This is a genomic window from Psychrobacter aquaticus CMS 56, from assembly GCF_000471625.1.
GTDB lineage: Bacteria > Pseudomonadota > Gammaproteobacteria > Pseudomonadales > Moraxellaceae > Psychrobacter > Psychrobacter aquaticus.
The window spans coordinates 217,264-239,452 of record NZ_AUSW01000015.1 but is presented as its reverse complement, the minus strand read 5'-3'; the positions used below and the strand labels follow the sequence as shown (position 1 = coordinate 239,452).

19 protein-coding genes are annotated in these 22,189 nt (G+C 40.7%); 12 read left to right on the top strand and 7 right to left on the bottom strand.

Features of this window, described 5'->3' with window-relative positions; translation table 11 throughout:
* Positions 1–160: 160 nt before the first annotated feature.
* On the top strand, positions 161–676 hold the full coding sequence (locus tag M917_RS04725) for a peptidylprolyl isomerase (protein ID WP_152513956.1): 516 nt from the start codon (positions 161–163) through the stop codon (positions 674–676).
* A 73-nt stretch (positions 677–749) separates the two neighbouring features.
* Positions 750–1,598 (top strand): UDP-2,3-diacylglucosamine diphosphatase, encoded by an 849-nt coding sequence (locus M917_RS04720; protein WP_021813636.1) that lies wholly within the window; start codon positions 750–752, stop codon positions 1,596–1,598.
* A 74-nt stretch (positions 1,599–1,672) separates the two neighbouring features.
* On the opposite strand, the gene orn is transcribed toward M917_RS04720, so the two are convergent.
* A complete protein-coding gene (gene orn / locus M917_RS04715) occupies positions 1,673–2,260 on the bottom strand; it encodes an oligoribonuclease (protein ID WP_021813635.1) in 588 nt (195 codons plus the stop codon).
* 323 nt (positions 2,261–2,583) lie between these two features.
* On the opposite strand from orn, the gene rsgA reads away from it, so the two are divergent.
* From rsgA to M917_RS04685, 6 genes are all read left to right on the top strand, one after another.
* Positions 2,584–3,687, top strand: coding sequence for a ribosome small subunit-dependent GTPase A (gene rsgA, locus M917_RS04710; protein ID WP_021813634.1), 1,104 nt, complete (start codon positions 2,584–2,586; stop codon positions 3,685–3,687).
* Positions 3,688–3,845: 158 nt separating this feature from the next.
* Positions 3,846–4,301, top strand: a complete 456-nt coding sequence (locus M917_RS04705) for a rhodanese-like domain-containing protein (protein ID WP_021813633.1) — start codon at positions 3,846–3,848, stop codon at positions 4,299–4,301.
* A 292-nt stretch (positions 4,302–4,593) separates the two neighbouring features.
* Positions 4,594–4,857: a glutaredoxin 3 gene (gene grxC, locus M917_RS04700; RefSeq protein ID WP_021813631.1), complete on the top strand. Its 264-nt coding sequence runs from the start codon at positions 4,594–4,596 to the stop codon at positions 4,855–4,857.
* A 168-nt stretch (positions 4,858–5,025) separates the two neighbouring features.
* The gene (gene secB, locus M917_RS04695; RefSeq protein WP_021813630.1) at positions 5,026–5,478 is read left to right on the top strand and encodes a protein-export chaperone SecB; all 453 of its coding nucleotides are present in this window, start codon (positions 5,026–5,028) and stop codon (positions 5,476–5,478) included.
* 217 nt (positions 5,479–5,695) lie between these two features.
* Positions 5,696–8,680, top strand: a complete 2,985-nt coding sequence (locus M917_RS04690; protein ID WP_021813629.1) for an Eco57I restriction-modification methylase domain-containing protein — start codon at positions 5,696–5,698, stop codon at positions 8,678–8,680.
* A gap of 141 nt (positions 8,681–8,821) precedes the next feature.
* Positions 8,822–10,660 (top strand): HsdM family class I SAM-dependent methyltransferase, encoded by a 1,839-nt coding sequence (locus M917_RS04685; RefSeq protein ID WP_021813628.1) that lies wholly within the window; start codon positions 8,822–8,824, stop codon positions 10,658–10,660.
* Between the two features lie 94 nt (positions 10,661–10,754).
* Here the strand turns inward: M917_RS04685 and adk are convergent, their stop codons facing one another.
* From adk to M917_RS04655, 6 genes are all read right to left on the bottom strand, one after another.
* On the bottom strand, positions 10,755–11,408 hold the full coding sequence (gene adk, locus M917_RS04680; RefSeq protein WP_200861739.1) for an adenylate kinase: 654 nt from the start codon (positions 11,406–11,408) through the stop codon (positions 10,755–10,757).
* Positions 11,409–11,630: 222 nt separating this feature from the next.
* Positions 11,631–12,911, bottom strand: coding sequence for a c-type cytochrome biogenesis protein CcmI (gene ccmI / locus M917_RS04675; protein ID WP_021813626.1), 1,281 nt, complete (start codon positions 12,909–12,911; stop codon positions 11,631–11,633).
* Entirely contained in the window at positions 12,908–13,471 is a 564-nt protein-coding gene (locus M917_RS04670; protein ID WP_021813625.1) for a cytochrome c-type biogenesis protein, read from the bottom strand. The genes ccmI and M917_RS04670 overlap by 4 nt, the downstream gene beginning before the upstream one ends.
* Positions 13,468–14,127 (bottom strand): DsbE family thiol:disulfide interchange protein, encoded by a 660-nt coding sequence (locus M917_RS04665; protein WP_021813624.1) that lies wholly within the window; start codon positions 14,125–14,127, stop codon positions 13,468–13,470. The genes M917_RS04670 and M917_RS04665 overlap by 4 nt, the downstream gene beginning before the upstream one ends.
* A 1-nt stretch (position 14,128) precedes the next feature.
* Complete coding sequence (locus M917_RS04660) at positions 14,129–16,159, bottom strand: heme lyase CcmF/NrfE family subunit (protein ID WP_021813623.1); 2,031 nt, start codon at positions 16,157–16,159, stop codon at positions 14,129–14,131.
* A 216-nt stretch (positions 16,160–16,375) separates the two neighbouring features.
* The gene (locus M917_RS04655; RefSeq protein ID WP_021813622.1) at positions 16,376–17,710 is read right to left on the bottom strand and encodes a hypothetical protein; all 1,335 of its coding nucleotides are present in this window, start codon (positions 17,708–17,710) and stop codon (positions 16,376–16,378) included.
* Positions 17,711–18,204: 494 nt separating this feature from the next.
* On the opposite strand from M917_RS04655, the gene mrdA reads away from it, so the two are divergent.
* The 4 genes from mrdA to rpsI all read left to right on the top strand — a co-directional run bounded on the left by mrdA (position 18,205) and on the right by rpsI (position 21,924).
* Positions 18,205–20,178 (top strand): penicillin-binding protein 2, encoded by a 1,974-nt coding sequence (mrdA, locus tag M917_RS04650; protein WP_021813621.1) that lies wholly within the window; start codon positions 18,205–18,207, stop codon positions 20,176–20,178.
* Between the two features lie 23 nt (positions 20,179–20,201).
* Positions 20,202–20,888 carry a 16S rRNA (guanine(966)-N(2))-methyltransferase RsmD gene (gene rsmD / locus M917_RS04645; protein ID WP_021813620.1) on the top strand — a complete coding sequence of 229 codons (687 nt, stop codon included), beginning with the start codon at positions 20,202–20,204 and terminating at the stop codon, positions 20,886–20,888.
* Positions 20,889–21,098: 210 nt separating this feature from the next.
* Complete coding sequence (rplM, locus tag M917_RS04640) at positions 21,099–21,527, top strand: 50S ribosomal protein L13 (RefSeq protein ID WP_021813619.1); 429 nt, start codon at positions 21,099–21,101, stop codon at positions 21,525–21,527.
* Positions 21,528–21,537: 10 nt separating this feature from the next.
* Positions 21,538–21,924, top strand: coding sequence for a 30S ribosomal protein S9 (gene rpsI, locus M917_RS04635; RefSeq protein ID WP_021813618.1), 387 nt, complete (start codon positions 21,538–21,540; stop codon positions 21,922–21,924).
* The last annotated feature ends 265 nt before the right edge of the window (positions 21,925–22,189 follow it).

Below are 22,189 nucleotides of genomic sequence, written 5' to 3'. Positions count from 1 at the left end.
AAGTTGCGTTATTCTATCAGCTTTTGCGAACGCATTAACAGCCTGATACATGACATGGGATAAAAAAGCCGTTAGACTACCCATGACTTTTTATCAACCAACTTTTTATCAACCACTTAACAGCGTCGTTTTAGGCGCTGCAATTAAAAAGGAATATCACATGGTAGACATGCCACCAGTAGTAGAGCTTAACACCAATATGGGTGCAATCGTTATCGAACTCAACGAAGAAAAAGCCCCAAAAACCGTAGAGAACTTTTTGAACTACGTAAAATCTGGTCAATATGACGGTACGATTTTCCATCGCATCATTGATGGTTTCATGATTCAAGGCGGCGGAATGGACGCTGAGATGAATGAAAAGCCAACCAATGCCCCAGTTGAAAATGAAGCGGACAACGGTCTGAAAAATGACAAAGGTACGATTGCTATGGCACGTACGCAAGATCCACATTCAGCAACTAGCCAGTTTTTTATTAACGTAAAAGACAATGACTTCCTCAACCACTCTGGCAAAAACATGCAAGGTTGGGGTTACACCGTATTTGGTAAAGTAACAAGCGGTATGGACGTTATCGAAAAAATACGCGGCGTACCAACAGGTCGTTTCGGTATGCATGCTGATGTACCAAAAGAGCCTGTTGTTATCACATCAGCGACTATCGTTTCTGAATAATGGTAAAGTAGTGAGCATTACTCAATAAATTTTATTAGGCAATGCTCGCTATAAGTCACAAGGACAAAGATAAATGCAAAGTTTTAATCATTTAATGACGACCCGCCCTCATGAAGTGCGGCAAGTATTGATTAGTGATTTGCATTTATCGCCGCAAGAGCCTGCCTTAGTGCAGGCTTTTTTGGCGCTGCTTGATGACTGCCTTGCTCTGCCAGCGCTCAAACGTCTGTATATCTTAGGCGATTGGTTTGAGGTATGGCTGGGTGATGATATGTATCTGTCCCTCTTAAAAGAGAAAAGGTCAGAAGCTGAGCGTCAAGCGCATTGGCTAACACCGCTTATCGTTAAGTTAAAAAAACTGCGAGTGGCGGGCTGTGAAATTTTGGTCATGCATGGCAACCGTGATTTTTTATTAGGTCAGCCGTTTTGTAATCTATTCGGCGGCGAGCTTATTTATGAGCCATATAACTTGATGGTCGGTCAACAAAACTATCGCTTAGAACATGGTGATGCACTATGTACTGATGATAAAAAGTATCAGTTTTTTCGTAGAATCATGCGCAACCCTCTAACTCAGTGGTATTTGCTCAATAAGCCACTAGAAAAACGCTTGGCTATCGCTAATAAAATGCGGCAAAAAAGCCAGCAAAATAATGCCAGTAAAGCGGCGCATATTATGGATGTGAATGATGTGGCGGTGCGTCAAGCAATCACTGCTAGCGATGCACTATTGCATGGACATACCCATCGTCCAGACATTCATCAAGCTACCACTGATAAAAAACGCTACGTGCTTGGCGATTGGCGATTGCTCGATAAAAACAAACGTCAACCAAAAGTGAGTGCGGTGATTGGTGCGGTGACTGAAAACGATGACGATGCGGAATTTAGTTTGGTTGAGTTTACTTGTAATATGATCTAATGAAGCGTGTGTTATTAAAAAAGGGTCTGTCGCATATGCAACAGACCCTTTTATTTTTAATATAGAGGCTCACCTTAAGGCATTAATTGAAAGAAATGCTGACGATAATGCTTAAGTTCACGAATGGAATCACGAATGTCATCTAATGCTAAATGACTGCCGCCTTTTTCAAAGTTTCGCAAGATATCAGGACGCCAGCGGAAACACAGCTCCTTAATTGACGACACATCAAGATTGCGATAATGAAAGAATTTTTCAAGTTCTGGCATTTGGCGCGCCATAAAACGGCGATCTTGACAGATTGAGTTGCCGCACATTGGCGACTTGCCACTATCGACCCATTTATTCAAAAATTTGATGGTCTCAGCTTCCGCCTCTGCCAGCGTCACGGTACTACGGCGCACACGATCCACCAATCCTGACTGTCCATGCTGCTTGGTATTCCAGTCATCCATTTTGTTTAACGTTTGATCCGATACCTTAATGGCAAATACAGGCCCTTCGGCAAGTACGTTCAAATCTTCATCAGTGACCACGGTAGCAATCTCGATAATCTCATCAGTTAAGGTATCAAGTCCGGTCATTTCTAGGTCAATCCATATCAGCCCTTTTTTGCCTTGATTTTTGATTTTGATCTTGTTGGGATGATCGCCGGTAGTCATAAAATATCCTAATAATGGTTGAGCTGCTTTTATTTAAAATTAACGATACTGAGTAAAGTAGATATATAAAATTATGATACGAGACTGGCACAAATTTTTCTTGCTTGCTGTGCCGTTGCAGACAGAGGCTACAAAAAATTTATCCCAGTCTCGCTGTATCCCTTTATATTGGCTTAGCTATATATTACTACGCACCTGCTTGCTTATCTTACTTTAAAAATCCAAATTATTACAAAACCACTGTCTGGTACAGACGCTTTAGGCTGTATGTTAGCAAATTTTCAAGCTACACTTAGCAATATTTTTTTAATAGGTCAAAACCCATGGCATTAATTCGGCAACGCAAGCTGACCAAACAACAGATTCGTCGCATCGACAAACAACAGCTGGCAAGTCAAGACAGCATCGATGAGAGTTTGATGGATGGCGTGGTCATGGCGCATTATGGCAAGCAACTAGAAGTACAAGTTACCAGCTTACCAGCCGTCATACCGATGCAACCGGAGTTTGCGCCCGATGACCCTGAGCCATTTTGGCAAACATTAGCCTTGGGCGATATTTGGCGTTGTCATGTGCGTACCAACTTGCCGATGCTGGCCGCGGGCGATCAAGTGCGCTGGAACGCCGACTCTAATACGGGCTTTGGCCGTATCGAATCAGTCAAACCACGCACCTCTCTCATTTCACGTCCAGATCGTTATCATAAGCTCAAACCTGTGGCTGCCAATGTCGATATTCTGGCTATTGTATTCGCGCCGTTGCCTGCTGCTGCCCCTACCTTGATCGATCGTTACTTGGTCGTTTGTCATCATGCTGGCGTAAAGCCGCTATTGGTACTCAATAAAACCGATTTATTGGCACAAGAAAACGGCGTTGATACCAATGAACTATTGGCACAATATGCGGCCCTTGGCTATGAGAGCGTGCTGACCTCGGTAGACTGTCCCGAAAATATCGCTGATAGTGATGAGCAAGAAGGTCTGGATGAGCTAAAACGCTATATAGACAAAAAGCTGGTTATCTTTGCTGGTCAGTCTGGCGTTGGCAAAAGCAGTTTAATCAATGCCCTATTGCCAGCATCTGGTCAAAGTGTGAATATCATTTCTGAGAACTCTAAGCTTGGTCAGCACACGACGACGACTAGCCGTTTGCTACCCTTCAATCCAGCCGATTTAACCCAAGGCGGCATCGTCGATACACCAGGTATTCGTGAGTATGGCATTTGGCATTTGACCCCTGATGATATTATCTCAGGCTTCGTTGAACTTGCGCCACTAGCAGGTGACTGCCAATTCCGCGACTGTCGCCATACTCATAACAGTAAAGGCTGCGCATTATGGCAAGCAGTTGCTGACGGTGAGGTATTGCAGCGACGTGTTGAAAATCTTGTCATCCTAAGAGAAGAGGCTGATACTAAACCGTACTAAGCATTGCCTCATTAAACACTGCCTTATTAACTGTTATGCACTAGGTTGACCATCGCACGTTTACTATGGATGGTCTAATCGGTATAATAGCGCCTTGTTCAATATCGTTAGGCTGTTTTCTCAGGCTAACAGAACACTTATTTTTTTGGAGGTATGGTTTGGATCGTGCGCTGGAATTTGTGGGCAACCACCCGTTTTTATTTGGTATATTAGCCGTACTTGCCGTGCTATTTTTTACTATTGAAAACAAACGTAGTGGCAGAAAAATATCACCTAATACCTTAGGTATGATGGTCAACTCGCAGAATGCGCAGCTTATCGATATTCGCGCCAAAAAGAAATTTGAATCAGGGTATATTCAAGGCAGCCGCAACATACCTTTCACTGAACTCAAAGACCGCATAGAAGAAATCCGTGCGATTGAGCAGCCAGTGATTATCATCTGTGATATGGGCGTACAAGCAGGCGCTGCCATTCAAATGATTGGTAAAGACAGTGTTTATCGCTTGGAAGGCGGTATTGGTGGCTGGCAAGGGGCTGGCATGCCATTGGTTGGGTTAAAAGACACCACGCCTAAAAAGAAAAGCAAAGCGAAACCGAGTCTGCACAAGTAATTCAACGCGATGTTAAGCCAATATTAATTGATGTCTGATTTATACTGGCGAACCAAAAGACACCTCTTTGTTAGGTGTCTTTTTTTGTGGGGCATTTATTACACTGTCAAACCTTTTATCGCTAAGCAACTTGAATTTACAACGCTTATCCCCACTTTAGTAGGAAGCATCATCGAATACACTTTCAATTTACTGGTTGGTAACGGATTATAATCATTTTTATTCAATGATTGCTTATAATACTCTTTATAATAAAACGGTTACCTTCTACACCTATAAATAAGGATTTATCATGACTGTATCTGTTAAAGTTTACACGACCCCTATCTGCCCATACTGCTCAAACGCCAAACAACTGCTAAAAACTAAAGGCGTTGATTATGAAGAAATCGGCATGCATGACATGAGCAGCGAAGAGCGCCAAGCATTAATGAAAAAAACCAATAACTACCGCACTGTGCCACAAATCTTTGTTGGTGAAACCTTTGTTGGCGGTTTTGACGAGCTTAACCAAATGAATCAACAAGGCAAACTAGACGAGCTATTGGCTGGTTAGTCTGCTACCTTTTGTCTCTGTCTGTCTTTGCCTGTGCAATGATAGACAGCGATAAAGATAAAAGAGAGTAATAAGAACATCAAGATTTTGTTTCGATTTATATTACAATGCACTTTTATTAAAATAACAGTTTTCCCAATCATTTGATTTAACTTTAGAGGAATTATCATGGCTGAAGAACAAGCTCAACCACAGTTGGCATTAGAACGCATTTATGTAAAAGACATGTCACTTGAAGTCCCAGGCGCGCGCGTATTCACCAAAGAGTGGAACCCAGAGCTTGATATCAACCTATCTAGCAACGCTGAAAAGCTGGATGATGAGCATTATCAAATCGTCTTAACCGTAAGTGTTACCGCTAAAAACGCTGACGAAGCGGCATTTATCGCCGAAGTTCATCAAGCAGGTATTTTCTTATTAAAAGACATTCCAGAAGATCAAATCGGTCAAATTCTGGGTGCATACTGCCCAAATGTGTTGTTCCCATATGCTCGTGAAGTCATCAGCGACATCGTAACACGTGGTAGCTTCCCGCAATTGTTGCTTGCTCCAGTAAACTTTGATCAGGCATACGCACAAAGCCAGCAGCAAGCACAGGTTGATGCTCAAGGTAATGCATAAGCTCTGACTTGATAGCGCATTAGTACAACTGCATTTGGAAACCGTTTACTTATTATAAGTAAGCGGTTTTTTTATAAATTGACAGCAAATAAAACTTATTTATGGCTATATATAATATAGCCGATATATTATTATGGTTAGCTGTATTAATATCGTATCAGTATTGTAATGAGCGGACTACATTTAAAGATATAAAATTTAATAAGGTGAGTCAATTTTGATTAGAGATATTGAACAAAGACGCATAGCATTAATAGAGCTTGTAAGTCGCTATAAGCAATATAAATTAGAAGGTCGACTAGACCTGACTTCAGAGGAAACGATTCGTACTTGGCTAAATGAAATGTTAGGCATATTTGGATGGGACGTTCAAGATACATCTCAGATATTGCAGGAAAAAACATTAACGAAAGCAGAAAGAGAAAGATTAAAAACAATTGACTCAACACATAGTCAGCCAGACTATACATTTAAAATAGGTAAAGAGAAAGTAACCTTTTTAGATGCTAAAGATATTACAGTTGACTTAAATACTGATAAGAATGCTGCTTTTCAAATCAAAGCATATGGTTGGTCAATATCAGCACCTTGTGCATTTATATCTAACTTCGAACAATTTGCAATTTATGATTGTGGTTACCAACCAGAGAAAGGGCAAGCAGCAAATATTGGTAGATCTATTTTTAGAATCGATGAGTATATCGAAAACTTTGAATTATTAGATAACTACTTGTACAAGCCTAATATCTACAATGGGCAATTAGCAAAATTATATTCAGCAACTCAGATTGATGGCCTTAGAAGAATTAGTATTGACTTTGCTTTTGCTGAATTACTCTCAAATTTTAGACTTGATTTAGCTAAGAATATACTTAAAAATAATAATGAAGCTATTTCAAATAACAATTCTTTATTGAGCTATATTGTTCAAGTTATAATAAATAGAATTTTATTTATTAGAGTATGTGAAGCAAGAAAATTAGAAGAGAAGCAATTGCTTGTATATTTCCAAAAACAAGGTTTTTGGGAAGAATTTAAAAAATCTTCTTATTTAGATTTTTATCACCATTATGATGGTCCTCTATTTGAACGTGTAGATGTTATTAACAACCTTATTATCGACAACGACATTTTCAATGGACTTTTATCTTACTTGTACTACCCATCACCTTACAGGTTTGATGTTATACCTACAAAACTACTTAGTGATATTTACGAAATATTCCTTTCTAAAAAACTAATCTTAAATGAAGGAGTTGTTTTAGATACATTCAAGACGGAGTATATAAAATCAAAAGGAGCTGTGACTACACCACAATTTATAGTAGATGATATAATTAAGAGAACCTTACTAAAGAAGAAGTTAATACGCTCAGGTATTGAAGGAGTTTTAAATATATCTGCATTAGATATTTGTTGTGGTAGCGGTGTTTTCCTGATCGGTCTTTACGATTACTTGGAAGGTATAATAATTGAAATCCAAGAAAATTCGTATAGCGAAAGTTATAGCTATTTATTTACTCAAGCAGAAAGTAAATTAGTCTTAAACTTAAAAGGTAAGCAAGCTATATTAAATAATTGTATTTATGGAATAGATATAGATCCTGAAGCGGTAGAGGTTGCAAGAATGTCTCTTGCTTTGAAAGTAATTGATAACGAAGGATCTCCAGAAGACTCTACTAGAATCGGTCTCTTTGGTAAGCAAATACTAAATGGAGTAGGTCTTAATATAGTATGTGGCAATTCCCTTGTCAATGAACTAGTCTATAAAGAATATCCTGAAATATTAAATGATGACGAACAGTTATTCAAAACCAATGCTTTCAACTGGAATAACGAAGTTCAGTTTATGAAAGTGTTCAAAAATAAAAAAGGTTTTGATTTCATTGTTGGTAACCCTCCCTATGTTGAAGTTAAACACTTTAATCAAGAAATGCCTTATATGCACTCATTTATTAAAGACAAATATATTACTGCAGATAACGGAAAAATAGACCTTGCAGTTCCTTTTATTGAAAAAGGGTTATCTGTTTTGAATGATAATGGGCGTTTAGGATTTATAGTACAGAAGCGTCAATTTAAGACTAATTATGGTAGTAAAATACGTAATTTTATTGTAGATAATCATTATTTATCTTCTTTTATAGATTTCAGTAGTACATCGATCTTTAAGGATCAATTGACTTATATAGCTACCTTAATCTTAGATAGATCGGGGTACGAAAAATTTTACTACCATTTAATAAAAGAAAACGGTAAATCAATCCCAACATACCTAAACAACTTGCCTATACCAGAAGTAAGCTCTGTTGAATATGAAGTCATCTCTACTAATGATTTCAAAGATACTGAATGGGCATTTGACTGCTTTGATATTAGAAATAAACTTCTATTAAATGGAAAGTTTGGTGACTATGTAACAATCAAAGGTGGTCCTCAGGCGCTTAAAAATGCTGCATATCATATCAAAATAAAATATTTTAAAGATGATATAATAATTGGTAGTAGCCAATGGGTAGATAACATAGAAATTGAAGTTGATGCATGCCGACCGTTATTCTGTAATGAAAATTTTTATGCTTTCAGACCAACTAGTACAAATACTTATGTGATATTTCCTTATGATATTAAGAATGGTAAAAAAAGAGATATTCCTTATGATGAGTTTTGCAAAAGGTTTCCTTTAGCAGGAGCATATCTTAAAGGCCAAAAAGCAAGATTAGAAGGACCGAAAGGTAAAGCTGGAGGTGTAGAGACTATGCCTATGAAGCATCCTGAAAAGTACAGCGCAAACTTTTGGCACCTCTATACTCGACCCAATAACTTAACGAAAGTTTCTCCAAAAATATTTATTCCGATGACAGCTCTAGATACATTTGCTACTGTAAGTAACTCTGAAAGAATATATGCAGATAATGCAAATATGTGGTTTATTGAGTTACCCGACTCTAATAAAGAGAAGCTCTATGCGGTTGCAGCAATTGTAAACTCTATTATATTTTCTGTTTTGGCTCGATCAATTGCAAACCCTCAAGATGGTGGATATTTTAAATTTAATAAACAATTTCTGGAACCTATTCCTTTTCCTATAGAAAATTTCAATAACTCTCCCGAGCTAATACTAAAACTTTCAGAAATTTCAAAAAATATTGAAGAAAGACAATGCCAGTATAAAAAAATCCTAATAATAGAACTATATTAAAATCTATTCTCAAACAATTATGGAATCAACTGGATAGCTTAGTCTATATCTTGTATGACTTAAGCGATGAGCAAATTAGATTCTTTAATCAAAGAGGACGTAATATCAATAGAGTAGAATCTTTAAATCAACGGAAGTAGAATGAAAAAATTATTTGAGCATATAGTACTAGAGTATTCAGATGACAACCTTTTTTTAGACCAGTTATTTACAACACTATATCTTTATTCACGCAATATATATGAGGTCAATAATGATCTAATTAAAAGTTATCTATTACCTCAAACTAATAAATTAGTATTGGAATTACTGGCTCAAATGGATTCTGAATTATCCACTAAAAAACTAATAGAGCTTTTCGAGATAGCTATTCCCAAAAATGAGAAGCAGACTAATGGCGCCATATATACCCCTAGCTTTATAAAAAAATATATAATTGATAATACCTTCAACAGGTTTTCTGAAAAACTGGATTCTATCTTAATAGCTGATATTTCTTGTGGTTGCGGAGCTTTTTTGTATTCCGCAGCTAAGAAATTAAAGCTTGAGACAGGTAAGCCATATAAAGAAATATTTCCTCAGCTCTATGGTCTTGATATAAGTGGAAATAGTGTGCAAAGGGCTAAAATATTATTATCTATTTTAGCTATTACAGAAGGTGAAGATCAGAATAGTTACGAATTTAATATTTTCCAAGGGAACTCTCTAGATTATAACTGGTTTAAAGTTAAAAAAATATATGAGAATAATGGATTTGATTTAGTAGTAGGCAACCCTCCATATGTAAGAGCTAAAAACCTTGATCCAAAATCTAAAGAGATTATTAAGAGCCTTAAAGTTGGTTCATCAGGTAATATAGACTTATATATTCCTTTTTTTGAGATAGGTATTAACATACTCAATGAAAATGGAATTCTTGGATATATTACAGTAAATTCTTTTTTTAAAAGTGTAAACGCAAGGGGTTTAAGAAATTATTTGTCTGAAAAGAGATACTCTATAGATATAATCAATTTCGGGAATGAACAGATTTTCGAAAACAGACTAACTTATACTTGTTTATTCTTTGTTGATAAAGCTATTGTAGGCAATATTTCTTACGCTAGAGCGACAAGTAATGATATTAAAAACAAGGAATGTATAGATTTTTCTATTTTACAATATGATGACCTTAACCATCATAGAGGTTGGCTATTAAGCAACTCTGTAACTGTCTCAAATATTAATAAAATCGAGAATACTGGATCAACTCTTGATGAGTTATATATTATAAAAAATGGTATCGCTACATTAAGTAATGATATTTTCATTTTCAAACCTATAAGAGAGGATAATGACTATTACTACTTCTTTAAAGATAAAGCTGAAAGACAGGTAGAAAAGCTAATATGTAAAGATATAATCAAACCTAATGTACTTAAATCCGAGGATGATATAGACCCAGCAATGGAAAAGATCATATTCCCTTATTTAAAAACTAAAGAGGTTCTACAACTATTAGAAGAAGATTTTTTTAATAAAGAATATCCTTTTGCTTTTAAGTATCTTTCAGATTACAAAACTCAACTTAATGAACGTGATAAAGGAAATGGAAAATACAAAGAGTGGTTTGCATTTGGAAGGACACAAGCTCTTGCTGATAGTGGGCTTAAGTTATTATTCCCATATATGGCAAAAAGGCCTCATTTCGTCTTCACCAATAATGCGGAGATGCTAATCTATTGTGGTTATGCTATTTTTTCTAAATCAGAAAGAGAGCTGTTAATTCTAAAAAAGATTTTAGAGTCAGATGTTTTTGACTATTACATAAGAAATACCAGTAAGCCATATTCTTCAAATTATTATTCTTATGCTAAGAATTATGTAAAGCATTTTGGGGTATGCGAGTTATCTTCCTCAGAAGAAGATGAACTATTAAGTTTAGACTGTACTGAAAAAATTAATGCGTTTATATTGAATAAATATCAAATAACAATATGACAGCTGCTTAATTTTTCCCTTCACTCCCAAGATATAAAAAACCCTGCTAATAAACAGGGTTTTTTATATCTAATAGACTATCTATAATTGATCATTAGCCTTTTAGCACAGATAAGATTTGTTGCTTAACATCATCAATACCTTGCGTACCATCAAACTTGTTGTATTTAGGCGCGTCATCGCCTTCTTCAGCTTTGGCTTGGTAAAAGCCAACTAGGGTTGATGTTTGCTCATGATAAGTAGCTAAACGCTCACGGATAGTCGACTCTTTGTCATCTTCACGCTGGATTAGCGCTTCACCCGTCACATCATCAATCCCATCGACCTTAGGTGGATTGTGATGAATATGATAAACACGGCCTGAATTTGGATGCTGGCGACGACCAGATAAACGGTTCACAATTTCATCATCAGGGACACTGATTTCAACCACATGATTAATAGCCACATCAGCATCTGCCAGCGCTTGCGCTTGCGGGATAGTACGTGGAAAACCATCAAAGATACAACCATTGACACAATCAGGCTTAGCAATGCGCTCTTTTACTAGGTTAATAATGAGGTCATCAGAAACCAGACCACCAGCATTCATGATATCTTTGGCCTTTTTGCCAAGCTCGCTGCCTTCTTTGATGGCTGCACGCAACATATCGCCAGTTGATATCTGCGGAATATCAAATTCTTTAGAAATAAACTGGGCTTGAGTGCCTTTACCGGCGCCTGGTGGACCTAGCAAAATAATACGCATCATTATGCGACTCTCCTTAATTAAATGGGATTTTGGGATTAATAAAACTTAGGGATTGGTTGATTGCAGAACCACCTTATCTTGTGGCTCTACAAACCTCAAGTATTTTCCTTATTGCTGTGCTAAGTTGCCATGACTTAGCTGTTCATACAAGGCTGTTGCGCGCTGTGTATCCGGCAACAGCACGCAAGCCTTAAAAGCTGACAGAGATAGATAACCATACTATGGAATTTGCTGATTGATTTCCACATTGACCTGATTTTGGTCAGCGTTAATCACAACAGGGTTACCAGACAGATCCCCTGACTCGGCACTGGCCGTTCCGCTATGGCTAATACGAGCAATAACTGCCAACTGGATTTTATCGGCTCGAGCAGACGCCATAGTACGCTCAGGCATCATAGCATCAAGATCACTTAGGCTAATAATTGCTTCGCCTTGCTTAATAACACTAATCGGTAAGCGTTTGGCGGCAAATGGTGGGCCGCCATTCACATCACGTATCGCCACAAACAATACGTCATCGGCTTTTACCAATGGCAGTAGACTGGCATTAATCCTTACTGTCACCTCAACGCCTTCAGACGCTTGTTGCTGCTGAGCGGTCACATTGGCACTTAACTCATCTAAACTCGTCAATGCTTGAGTATGGTCACCAGGTTTAGCAGCAATACTGGCACGTAAGCGCTTGATCCAGCCTTGTGCTTGCTCAAAATTATTACTGCGCGCCTCACCCATTGCCATGAGCATTTGCGCCCCTTCATGCTGTGGGTTCTTGGCCAAGACGTCCTGTAGTACTCGGCGGCTACTGTCATCTAGCTGACCTTTATTCGCAAAGAAACTAATCTGTGCATAGGTAGTTGCAATCTCTTCGTTATCTGGCGACAAACGATAGGCACGTGATAAGGCTTCTAGTGCCGAATCGGTCGCTTCTAACGATAAAAACAGCTCCGATAGACGCATCCAGCGATTGGGATCATCGGCATGACGATACACATTGGTCTGCATCGCACTAATCAGTTGCGTACCATCTTCGATCGCCCACGCTGGCGGCTGATCGATCTTACCTGTCAATAAATCATCGGCAACTTGACCTACTTTGTCCTCGGCTGCCCAAAGCTCAAACACTGGTGTGCGATCACCAACCATCAGATACGCCATCGCCGTCAATACAGGTACCCAAACCATGATAATCAATCGACTTTTAATACCAGGCGTGACCATAGGCGTGACTTCACGCTGCGCATCTAAAAGCTGACGCTCAAGCTCAAGCTTTTGATTTTGGTAGTGACTGTCATCAATAGTACCACTGTCTTTATCCGTTTTTAGCTCTGCTAGACGCTCGCGGAACACAGCAACATTGATATCTAATAGTTGATTGTCAACGGGTTTATGCTGCGAGCGTGAGGCTCGCAGCCATGGCATGATAGTAATAACAGCAAGTACCAAAGCCACAAGTAAGCTTAGAGCAATAAATAAGCCAGCAGTAGAAAATAGGGTCATTTTTTGTCCTTAAGGCTTGTGATGTCATGATCATTTTTTGTGTCATTATCAGCGCGTGATAAGAGACGATCAAGTTCCGCTTGTTCGGCAACAGACAGGGCAGCAGCGTTACTGTCTACTTTTATCCCACTCTCACCACTGGCCACAAGCTGACGCCGTTTGCTTTGCCAAAACCATCCTATCAGCAAGACAATGAGCAACAATGGTGGGAAAAACCATAAGATCCACGTGGATGGACGCACAGGTGGCTTATAACTAATAAAGTCGCCATAACGCTCTTGCATATAAGCACGAATCTCGCCATCACTACGGCCATCTTTTACCAAATCATAGGTTTTTTGCTTTAAATCTTGTGCAATTGGAGCATCAGATCCAGCTAGATTCTGATTTTGACATTTTGGGCAGCGCAGCTCTTCAATAAGACCACGATACTGAGCTTCTTGTTGTACAGAGTCAAAATCATAGACATCAATTGCAGCATAACTTGCCGCACTCAATAGACAAGCCATCATTAAGCTTGCTAGCTGTAAGGTAAAGGTTTTTATTTGATTGGCTATCATTGGCACGCCTCCGCAACTTGACTCGTATCTGGACTGACGTTGTTATTACTGGCCTCATTGAGAACCATCAAGCAAGGCGCAATACGACTTTGCCAGTTACTTTCGTTAACCTCACCAATAATATGCTGACGAATAACCCCGTCACCATCAACAACGAAGGTTTCAGGTGCGCCCGTCAGACCTAAGTCTAGAGCAAACTGGCCAGATAAATCCTGAATAGACATGGAAAAGGGATCACCGCCTCGGTTCAAATATCCCAAGGCATCACCAATCTCATCTTTGTAATTGACACCCACCAAATTAACACCGCGCGCTTCTAACTGCATTAAAAAAGGGTGCTCAATGATACAAGTCGGACACCAAGAACCCCAGATGTTCATCAAAAAGGGCTTATCAGGCAAATTGTCATTGGTCATGATACGGCTGGTGTCTGACAACAAAGGGAGCTCAAAAGCTGGTACTGGACGCTCAAGCGCCGTATTGGTCACGATGTCCGTTGGCTTGCCCAACCGCATATATAGCATGATGATCAAGCCAATAAAAACAATCAGCGGAATTAAAAACCACAACTTAAGCTGCTTTTTGTTCATGGTCTTCGTGCCGCTTATTTTATCTTGCTTGTCATTCTGATCAGGGGCATTGTTTGATGCACTCATATCACTTGCCCCCTATCTTTGATACTGGCATATCCAAATCGGTAGCCGCACTCACACCTGACTTTTTAGGGACCATTTGTACAAGCGTCTTAGTCTTTTTAATACGATATCGATTATCAAGTATGCTCAGCAATGCACCGAACGCCATAATAAGCGAACCAAGCCATATCCAGCGAATCAGCGGTTTGACATAGATACGAAACGCCCATTCATTGCTGTCTTCGGCAATTGGCTCACCAAGCGCGACGTACACATCACGCATGAGACTGGCATCAATCGCCGCTTCTGTCATTGGCATCATGCTGATAATATAATTACGTTTTTCAGGGTATAAGGTAGTGACAACTTGACCGTCCTTGCTTATTTCAACTTCCGCTTGTGTCGCATCAAAATTGCTGCCTTTAACTTCACGAAAGTCTTTAACAACAAAGTCATAACCTTGGACATTAACACTGTCATTGGGGCCCAGCGCCACATCACGCTCAATGCTCAACGTAGTAGTAAATGCAACACCAATGACCGCAATAATCACGCCGATATGGGCGGTCTGCTGACCCCAATAGCTCAGACGTAACTGACGTAAACCTTTCAGGCGACTGGGTGCATTTTTGGTTTTGTCGGTAAAATCGACAACCATCCATAACAGCACCCAAAAACTGACCGCCAAAGTCACACCAATATTGAGCATCGCAGACGGACTGACGAAGTACGTGATAATCGCTGCTAATACAAGGCTGCTTACGGCAATAACCATGCCTGCACCCAATAGCGGACGACTGTCTTTTTTCCAGCGAATATTCGAACCCATACCCATCGCTATTAATAGCAACCACGTTAATGGGACAAACAACGCATTGAAGTAAGGGGGGCCAACGGACACCTGACCCAAATTAAAGGCATCTGCAATGACAGGATAGAGCGTACCGAGTAGTACCACCAACGTTGAAATCAAAATAATCACGTTATTAACGACTAAAAACGACTCACGTGAGATCAACTGATACTGACTCTCGACCGTCAAACGCCAGCCGCGTATTGCAAACATCAACAGCCCACTACCAATAATCACACCCAAAATGATGAGGATGACCAGACCACGCGTTGGGTCAGCAGCAAACGAATGTACTGAGGTAATAACACCTGAACGTACCAAAAACGTACCCAGCAAACTGAGTGCAAAAGCAAAAATCGCCAGCATGATCGTCCACGCTTTAAAGACCCCGCGTTTTTCAGTGACCGCAAGCGAATGTAGCAGCGCCGTACCCGCCAGCCATGGCATCAGTGAAGCGTTCTCTACTGGATCCCAAAACCACCAACCACCCCAGCCAAGCTCATAATAAGCCCACCAAGAGCCAAGCGCGATACCAACTGTCAAGAAGCCCCAAGCAGCCAATGCCCATGGACGCGACCAACGTGTCCACACTGCATCTAAACGACCTTCCCATAGGGCGGCCATACAAAAAGCAAAGGGCACAACCAAGCCCACATAACCCATATAAAGCATGGGCGGATGAATAATCAAACCGAAATCTTGCAGAACAGGATTTAGATCCGCACCATCTACAGGCAAATTAGGTAAGGTACGATCAAATGGCGATGAGGTAAAGATAAGCATCGCCAGCATCATCATTTGCACGCCAGCTAAAATCACCAGTACCCGTGCACGCATAGACAAGGGTAAACCACGGCTGAAATAAGAAACCAGCGCACACCAAGTCGCCATAATGGTCATCCAAAGCAACAATGACCCTTCATGACCGCCCCAAGTCGCCGACAACTTGTAATACCAAGGCAGCAAGGTGTTGGAGTGCTGCGAGACATAGACGAGGCTAAAGTCATTATAGTAAAAGCCCGCCATCAATGCCGCAAACGATATACTCATTGCTGCAAACTGTGCCCATGCCAGACTTGGTGCCAGACGCTGCCAAGCAACGTGATCGCGCATAACACCAATGGTCGGTAATACCACCTGCAAAATCGCCAACATAAAGGCGGCTAGCAAGGCAAAATAACCCAATTCTGTGATTAACATACGGTCTAACCTTGTTTACCTTGATACGGTCATTGTTTATTTTATACGTTGAACTTTTAGGATGTTCAAAAGAGTCCAGTATTCGTAATTACTACGATTCACACTAGTATCGATCTCAGTTGGTAACGCTTACAGCATGGTACATTAGCGTCAACTTGTCACATTTTTGTATCTACTCTGTATGCGGTATGTATAAAGCGCGCAAAATCGTCTTTATTATTGAATTGCTGGAAAAAACACCAAAACCAAATGCAACCAGCCTGCCAAAAATCCCGTTAAACCACCCAAAACAATCAAGGTCATTTCATCTTCACGGAAAGCAGGACGTAATAGGTTTTGAAACTCATTTGGCGTCAACGCCCGAATTCGATCCCGAAACAGACCAAATATTTTACTGGCGCGACTTTCATTGAGTTCAGGATCACGTAATGGCACCATCGTTGCGACAATCGACTTATCAATAATGGTGTTTTTTAGCTGGCCATACTCACGGCGACCTAAACCGACACGCAATGTGGTACTAATCACTGGCGACTCCAGCACTTTATACAAATGTGATTTCATCAAATCACGCGTTTGTGCAGCACGGTCGCCATACATCATCTCATTCATGATGTTTTCAAGCGTCACCAAATCTTTTACGACAATCTCAGCGAACACTTCAGATACTTCCTCCTGCCGCTTCATAAAACCGCCTTGCAAGCGATACTGCGCAATATGGGGTAGCTGAAGCTTGATAAAAGGAAAGCCGCTCTGTACCGTAAAAAACTTCAAATACGGTATAAAGCGCGGTTCTACTGGGTTGAATACCATCCAAATAGCAATCCAATTGGTGAGAAACCCCCAAATCGCTGCAAAAAATGGCACTGTCCAATGCTGCGGCACCAGCAAGAATATGAACATTTGGATAATACCAAAGATCAAACCAATCAAAGCACTGATATGCCAAATAAAATCGATCTCTTTTTGCCCTACTTTTAAAAACATATTAACCATCAAACGACGATCACTTTCCATCGTATTGACAATCATTTTACGCATATCAACCAAATTTTCGACATTATGAGTCAAGTCAGTTACCAAAGACTGCATAATACTGGGTAATTCTTGGTGCGCCTGGGCGTAGATACGGCGTTTTAGCGCATAGGGCAAATTGCCCCACAGCGCGGGCGAGTGATCCAGCATGATTTCATCGATCAGTGGCTCAAGGTTTTTGTCCACCGTATCAGTGATGAATATCGCCATTTGCTCAGGCTCCATCGCCTTAAAAAACTCATCAAGCGAGCCGAGCTTTGATAGCGTCTGATCAACGATAACGCCGGATATTTTACCAGCCTTACGTGGGACGATACCTTGCCAGCCGATACCCGGTAACCCAAAAAACGGGAAATTCGGAATACGAATACCCCGAAACTTAATCGGATAAAACAGCATTTTGAGCGCCATCCACACGTGTATCCATGTGACGAATGCTGTCACCGGTGGAATGGTCAGCATGGCAAAAAATTCTGGGTGCTCAGCTATCGTCTGCCACAATGAAGTTGCATCCATCACTTATATTGTCCCTGACAGGTTGATTGTCGTGCTAATAGAATGCTCTTAGCAAATGAGAACGCATCATAAAACACGCTCTACTCATAATTGTGTCTATAAAATGAAAAAAATAACTATAAAATAAATCGCCTGATTTTAGCATACTTGATGGTCATTAGCACATGTAGACCCTAGGCAAGTTGTGACTAGAGATGACACGTTTTAGCATGCATCCTCACTGAGAAAAACCGTAATATGACCTGCCAGTCCCATGGCGAATAACAGCGGCAAAATAAATGGCTGACTACTGCGTCCTCTCATTTGTTCTGTTATAATTTACGATAAAATTCCAGCAAATATTGGTATGCAGGTAAAAGCATTGTCATTTTAAATTGTATCAACCTATGTGATTGAAATCCTTTGTATTATCCTTTATGCTCACCGCGCTTTGAACACACTCGCCCATTTATCCTTTTTTATTGACTCACTGACCGTTTGGGCTCTGACTTTATATGAATAAACCGCTAACTCCCGATACCGAACAGGTCAACAGTGTTTTTACCAGTCGTATTATTATCTTTGGGATTATAATATTCATTGGCTTGGGCGGCTTGATACTGCGTTATGGTTATTTGCAAGTCTACGCCCACGATAAATATACGACACAGGCAGACAACAATCGTATCAAACTGATCTCTGCCCCACCCAGTCGCGGCTATATTTACGATCGCAATGGCATCATATTGGCAGACAATCAGCCGGTTTTTACAGCGATGTTAAGTCCTGACGAAGTTGAAAATCCCGAACGCACATTACGTTTACTTGCGCCTATTTTTGAGTTAACTGACGAAGACATCACAGATATCTTGGCGCGTCTGAGTGAAAGTAAAAATGACCCTGTGACTGTCAAGATTGATTTAACGGAGGCGCAATTGGCGCAGTTTAGTGAGCGTAAACCTTTCTTTCGCGGTGTGACCATTCAAAGTAAGTTAACGCGTGCCTACCCTTATGACGAGCTATTTGCACACGTCATTGGTTATGTGGGTCGTATTAATGACAAAGAAACCAAACGCATTGATAAAGATCGCTACGCTGGAACCGATCTGATCGGTAAGATTGGTATCGAAGATTATTATGAAGACATACTATTAGGACAACCGGGTTACCAATCGGTAGAAACCGATGCTTATGGCAATATTTTGCGGCAATTAGATACCAAACCCCCTATCTCAGGCAATGACATTACGTTGAGCTTGGATTACGGCTTACAAACGATAGCACAACAGCAGCTTGATGGACGCCGCGGCGCGATTGTAGCAATCGATCCAAAAAACGGCGATGTGTTGGCATTCGTCAGCAACCCAAGCTATGACCCCAACCCTTTTATCTCAGGCATCTCTTTTAAAGATTATGGGGCGCTACGAGAAGATCTCGATCAGCCATTATACAATAGAGCGTTACAGGGGACATATCCGCCTGGCTCTACCATCAAACCATTTGAAGGCTTAGGTGCGATTCATTATGGTTTACGCAACTGGGATACCACGATTTATGACCCTGGCTACTTTAGCTTACCGGGAGACTCACATCGTTTCCGTGACTGGAAGCGCGGCGGGCACGGTACGGTAGATTTAAAAAAATCCATCGTGATGTCGGTTGATACTTACTATTATAAGCTGGCTTATGAGATGGGCATTCAGCGTCTGCATGACTGGATGATACGCTTTGGTTTTGGTCAAGAAACTGGCATCGACTTACCGAACGAAAAATCAGGAATCATGCCGTCACCGAAATGGAAAAAAGACACTTATGATAAAGACTGGCTACCTGGTGAAACCATTTCGGTCAGTATTGGTCAAGGCTATTTCTTGGCCACACCACTACAGATAGCCAACGCCACCGCCATGACGGCTAACAAAGGTCATCACATTACTCCGCATTTGTTAAAAAGCAGCGATGGCGCAGCAGAAGTAAAAGTCATCACCAAGCCCGATGGCAAAATTGACTATAATGGTAAAGCATCTGACTGGACTCGTATGCACAATGCCATGGAAGAAACGGTAGAAAATGGTACTGGACGCGGCATTTATACGCCGAAATATCGCATCGCTGGTAAAACAGGTACTGCACAGGTCAAGTCTATTGCACAAGGCAAACGCTATGATAAATCAGCGATAGACCAACGTCATTGGGATCATGCTTGGTTCAACGGTTTTGCGCCAGTAGAAGACCCTCAAATCGCCCTTGCCGTGTTGGTCGAAAACGGAGGCGGTGGCAGTGCTGTTGCTGCCCCTATCGGCCGCGCTTTATTTGACTATTGGGTAATGCAACGCAAAAAAGATCCTATTTTGCCCCCCTCTGCTGATCAATTAAAAGTGATCAAGCGCCAAAAAGCTTTTGAAAAGCTCATGCGTGATGCCTTACGTGAAAAAGAGGAAAAGGCGTTGGAAGCTCAAGAAACCACCACTACAGCGACATCTGAATAAACATACCGTCAACGAGACATACCATGAAAAAATCACCAAGTGGTCGCCAGTCTAAAAACAACAGTCAGCTCAAAAATGTAGCCGCTGGTGATGTGCGTATTATCGGTGGTCAATTTAAGCGCCGTGTTGTACGTTTTGTCGATGCAGAGGGTTTACGCCCAACACCAGATCGCTTACGAGAAACGTTATTTAACTGGTTATTGGCTGATATCCACGGTGCTCACGTACTCGATAGCTGTGCAGGTAGTGGCGTCTTAGGCTTTGAAGCATTGTCACGCGGCGCGGCACACGCGACTTTTATCGAATTGAACCCTGCTCAAAGCACCATGCTGCACCAAAGCGCCGAGCAGTTACACCTTAGTTTGACTACTTACCAAATTGTTCAGGGCACAGCCGAGCAGACATTGACGCAAAATCAGCTGATTCAGCGCCATTTTAATATTGTATTTATTGATCCACCTTATGCCGAGGACTTATGGCAGCCTATTTTAACAGCATTGATTACCCAGTCCTTGATTGACACAAACACGCTGATTTATTTGGAAGCGGATAAAGATTTGGCACCACAACTTAAGCAGTTGGAAGAGACGCTTAATAAAAATCTAGAAACTCAATTAGGTAATGTTCAGCAAATAATCCGCTTTGAATGTTTGAAACAAACCAAAGTCGGTCAAGTTGTTGCTGGACTTTATCAGCTATCACCGTCATAATTGTCGGGTTAATGACAGCTATTAACGACTTTTACAAATGTTTAGAACCGCTAAAAACTGGCCGACGCTGCAGTTTAATGTATATAAGGCGAAAATAAACCCCAATGCAGCTTGCAAGCGTAGGCGCTACTGCTTATAATGTGCAGTCTGTTTTTTGAGAGCCCCGTTCCCAGCTAAACTCTCAACGAATTCTAATTTTAAGGTTTTATCATGAAAACACTTAGTGCAAAACCAGCTGAAGTGACCCATGACTGGTATGTCGTAGATGCTGACGGCAAAACCCTTGGTCGCTTAGCCACTCAAATCGCTAGTCGCTTACGTGGCAAGCATAAGCCTTCTTTTACGCCGCACGTAGACACTGGTGATTTTATTGTTGTCATCAATGCTGACAAAATCACGGTAACGGGTAAAAAAGCGCAAGATAAAAAGTACTATCGTCACAGTGGCTACCCAGGTGGTATTAAAGAAACTAACTTCAGTAAACTGCTTGCACATAAGCCTGAAGATGTTCTACACAAAGCAGTTAAGGGTATGCTTCCAAAAGGCCCTCTTGGCTATGCGATGATCAAGAAGCTAAAACTTTATGCGGGTACTGAACATCCACATGAAGCACAGCAACCTAAAGCACTAGACATCTAAGGATACACTTATGGAACGCAATTACGGAACTGGTCGTCGTAAGACTTCTACTGCTCGTGTCTTTTTATCAAAAGGTACTGGTAGTATCGTTGTAAACGGTAAGCCACTTGATGAATATTTCAGCCGCGAAACGTCACGCATGGTTGTTCGTCAACCATTAGAACTACTAGACTCTGCTAATGCATATGATTTGTATGTTACTGTTGCAGGCGGTGGTATTAGTGGTCAAGCGGGCGCAATCCGCCACGGTATTACACGTGCATTAATCGAAGCTGACGAAACGCTAAAACCTGCTCTAAAAGCAGCTGGCTTCGTTACTCGTGATTCACGTCAAGTTGAACGTAAGAAACTGGGTCTACGTAAAGCACGTAAACGTCCACAGTTCTCAAAACGTTAATCAAAACTCTCTCTTATCTTTTTGCTACTGTTGTCTTTTTCTCGGAGTGGCAGTAAAAGCGTTAGGTAAGAGGGTAGCTTTGCAAAACCTTATAAGTTGGTCACAGCTTGTAAGGTTTTTTTGTGGCCATTTGAAAAGCCTCTCATCATTAGGCACTTCACAATGACTCCAACTTTATGGAATCTTAATAGGCTGGATTTGTCAAAAACGAGCTTGCAAACAGACTGCCTCTACCCCATCATAATATCAATCCCAACGCCAAAAA

Bases quoted from the DNA above. Each gene is read 5' to 3' on its own strand.
- M917_RS04725 (WP_152513956.1), top strand. From the start codon at position 161: ATGGTAGACATGCCACCAGTAGTAGAGCTTAACACCAATATGGGTGCA.
- M917_RS04720 (WP_021813636.1), top strand. From the start codon at position 750: ATGCAAAGTTTTAATCATTTAATGACGACCCGCCCTCATGAAGTGCGG.
- orn (WP_021813635.1), bottom strand. From the start codon at position 2,260: ATGACTACCGGCGATCATCCCAACAAGATCAAAATCAAAAATCAAGGC.
- rsgA (WP_021813634.1), top strand. From the start codon at position 2,584: ATGGCATTAATTCGGCAACGCAAGCTGACCAAACAACAGATTCGTCGC.
- grxC (WP_021813631.1), top strand. From the start codon at position 4,594: ATGACTGTATCTGTTAAAGTTTACACGACCCCTATCTGCCCATACTGC.
- secB (WP_021813630.1), top strand. From the start codon at position 5,026: ATGGCTGAAGAACAAGCTCAACCACAGTTGGCATTAGAACGCATTTAT.
- M917_RS04685 (WP_021813628.1), top strand. From the start codon at position 8,822: ATGAAAAAATTATTTGAGCATATAGTACTAGAGTATTCAGATGACAAC.
- adk (WP_200861739.1), bottom strand. From the start codon at position 11,408: ATGCGTATTATTTTGCTAGGTCCACCAGGCGCCGGTAAAGGCACTCAA.
- ccmI (WP_021813626.1), bottom strand. From the start codon at position 12,911: ATGACCCTATTTTCTACTGCTGGCTTATTTATTGCTCTAAGCTTACTT.
- M917_RS04670 (WP_021813625.1), bottom strand. From the start codon at position 13,471: ATGATAGCCAATCAAATAAAAACCTTTACCTTACAGCTAGCAAGCTTA.
- M917_RS04665 (WP_021813624.1), bottom strand. From the start codon at position 14,127: ATGAGTGCATCAAACAATGCCCCTGATCAGAATGACAAGCAAGATAAA.
- M917_RS04660 (WP_021813623.1), bottom strand. From the start codon at position 16,159: ATGTTAATCACAGAATTGGGTTATTTTGCCTTGCTAGCCGCCTTTATG.
- M917_RS04655 (WP_021813622.1), bottom strand. From the start codon at position 17,710: ATGGATGCAACTTCATTGTGGCAGACGATAGCTGAGCACCCAGAATTT.
- mrdA (WP_021813621.1), top strand. From the start codon at position 18,205: ATGAATAAACCGCTAACTCCCGATACCGAACAGGTCAACAGTGTTTTT.
- rsmD (WP_021813620.1), top strand. From the start codon at position 20,202: ATGAAAAAATCACCAAGTGGTCGCCAGTCTAAAAACAACAGTCAGCTC.
- rplM (WP_021813619.1), top strand. From the start codon at position 21,099: ATGAAAACACTTAGTGCAAAACCAGCTGAAGTGACCCATGACTGGTAT.
- rpsI (WP_021813618.1), top strand. From the start codon at position 21,538: ATGGAACGCAATTACGGAACTGGTCGTCGTAAGACTTCTACTGCTCGT.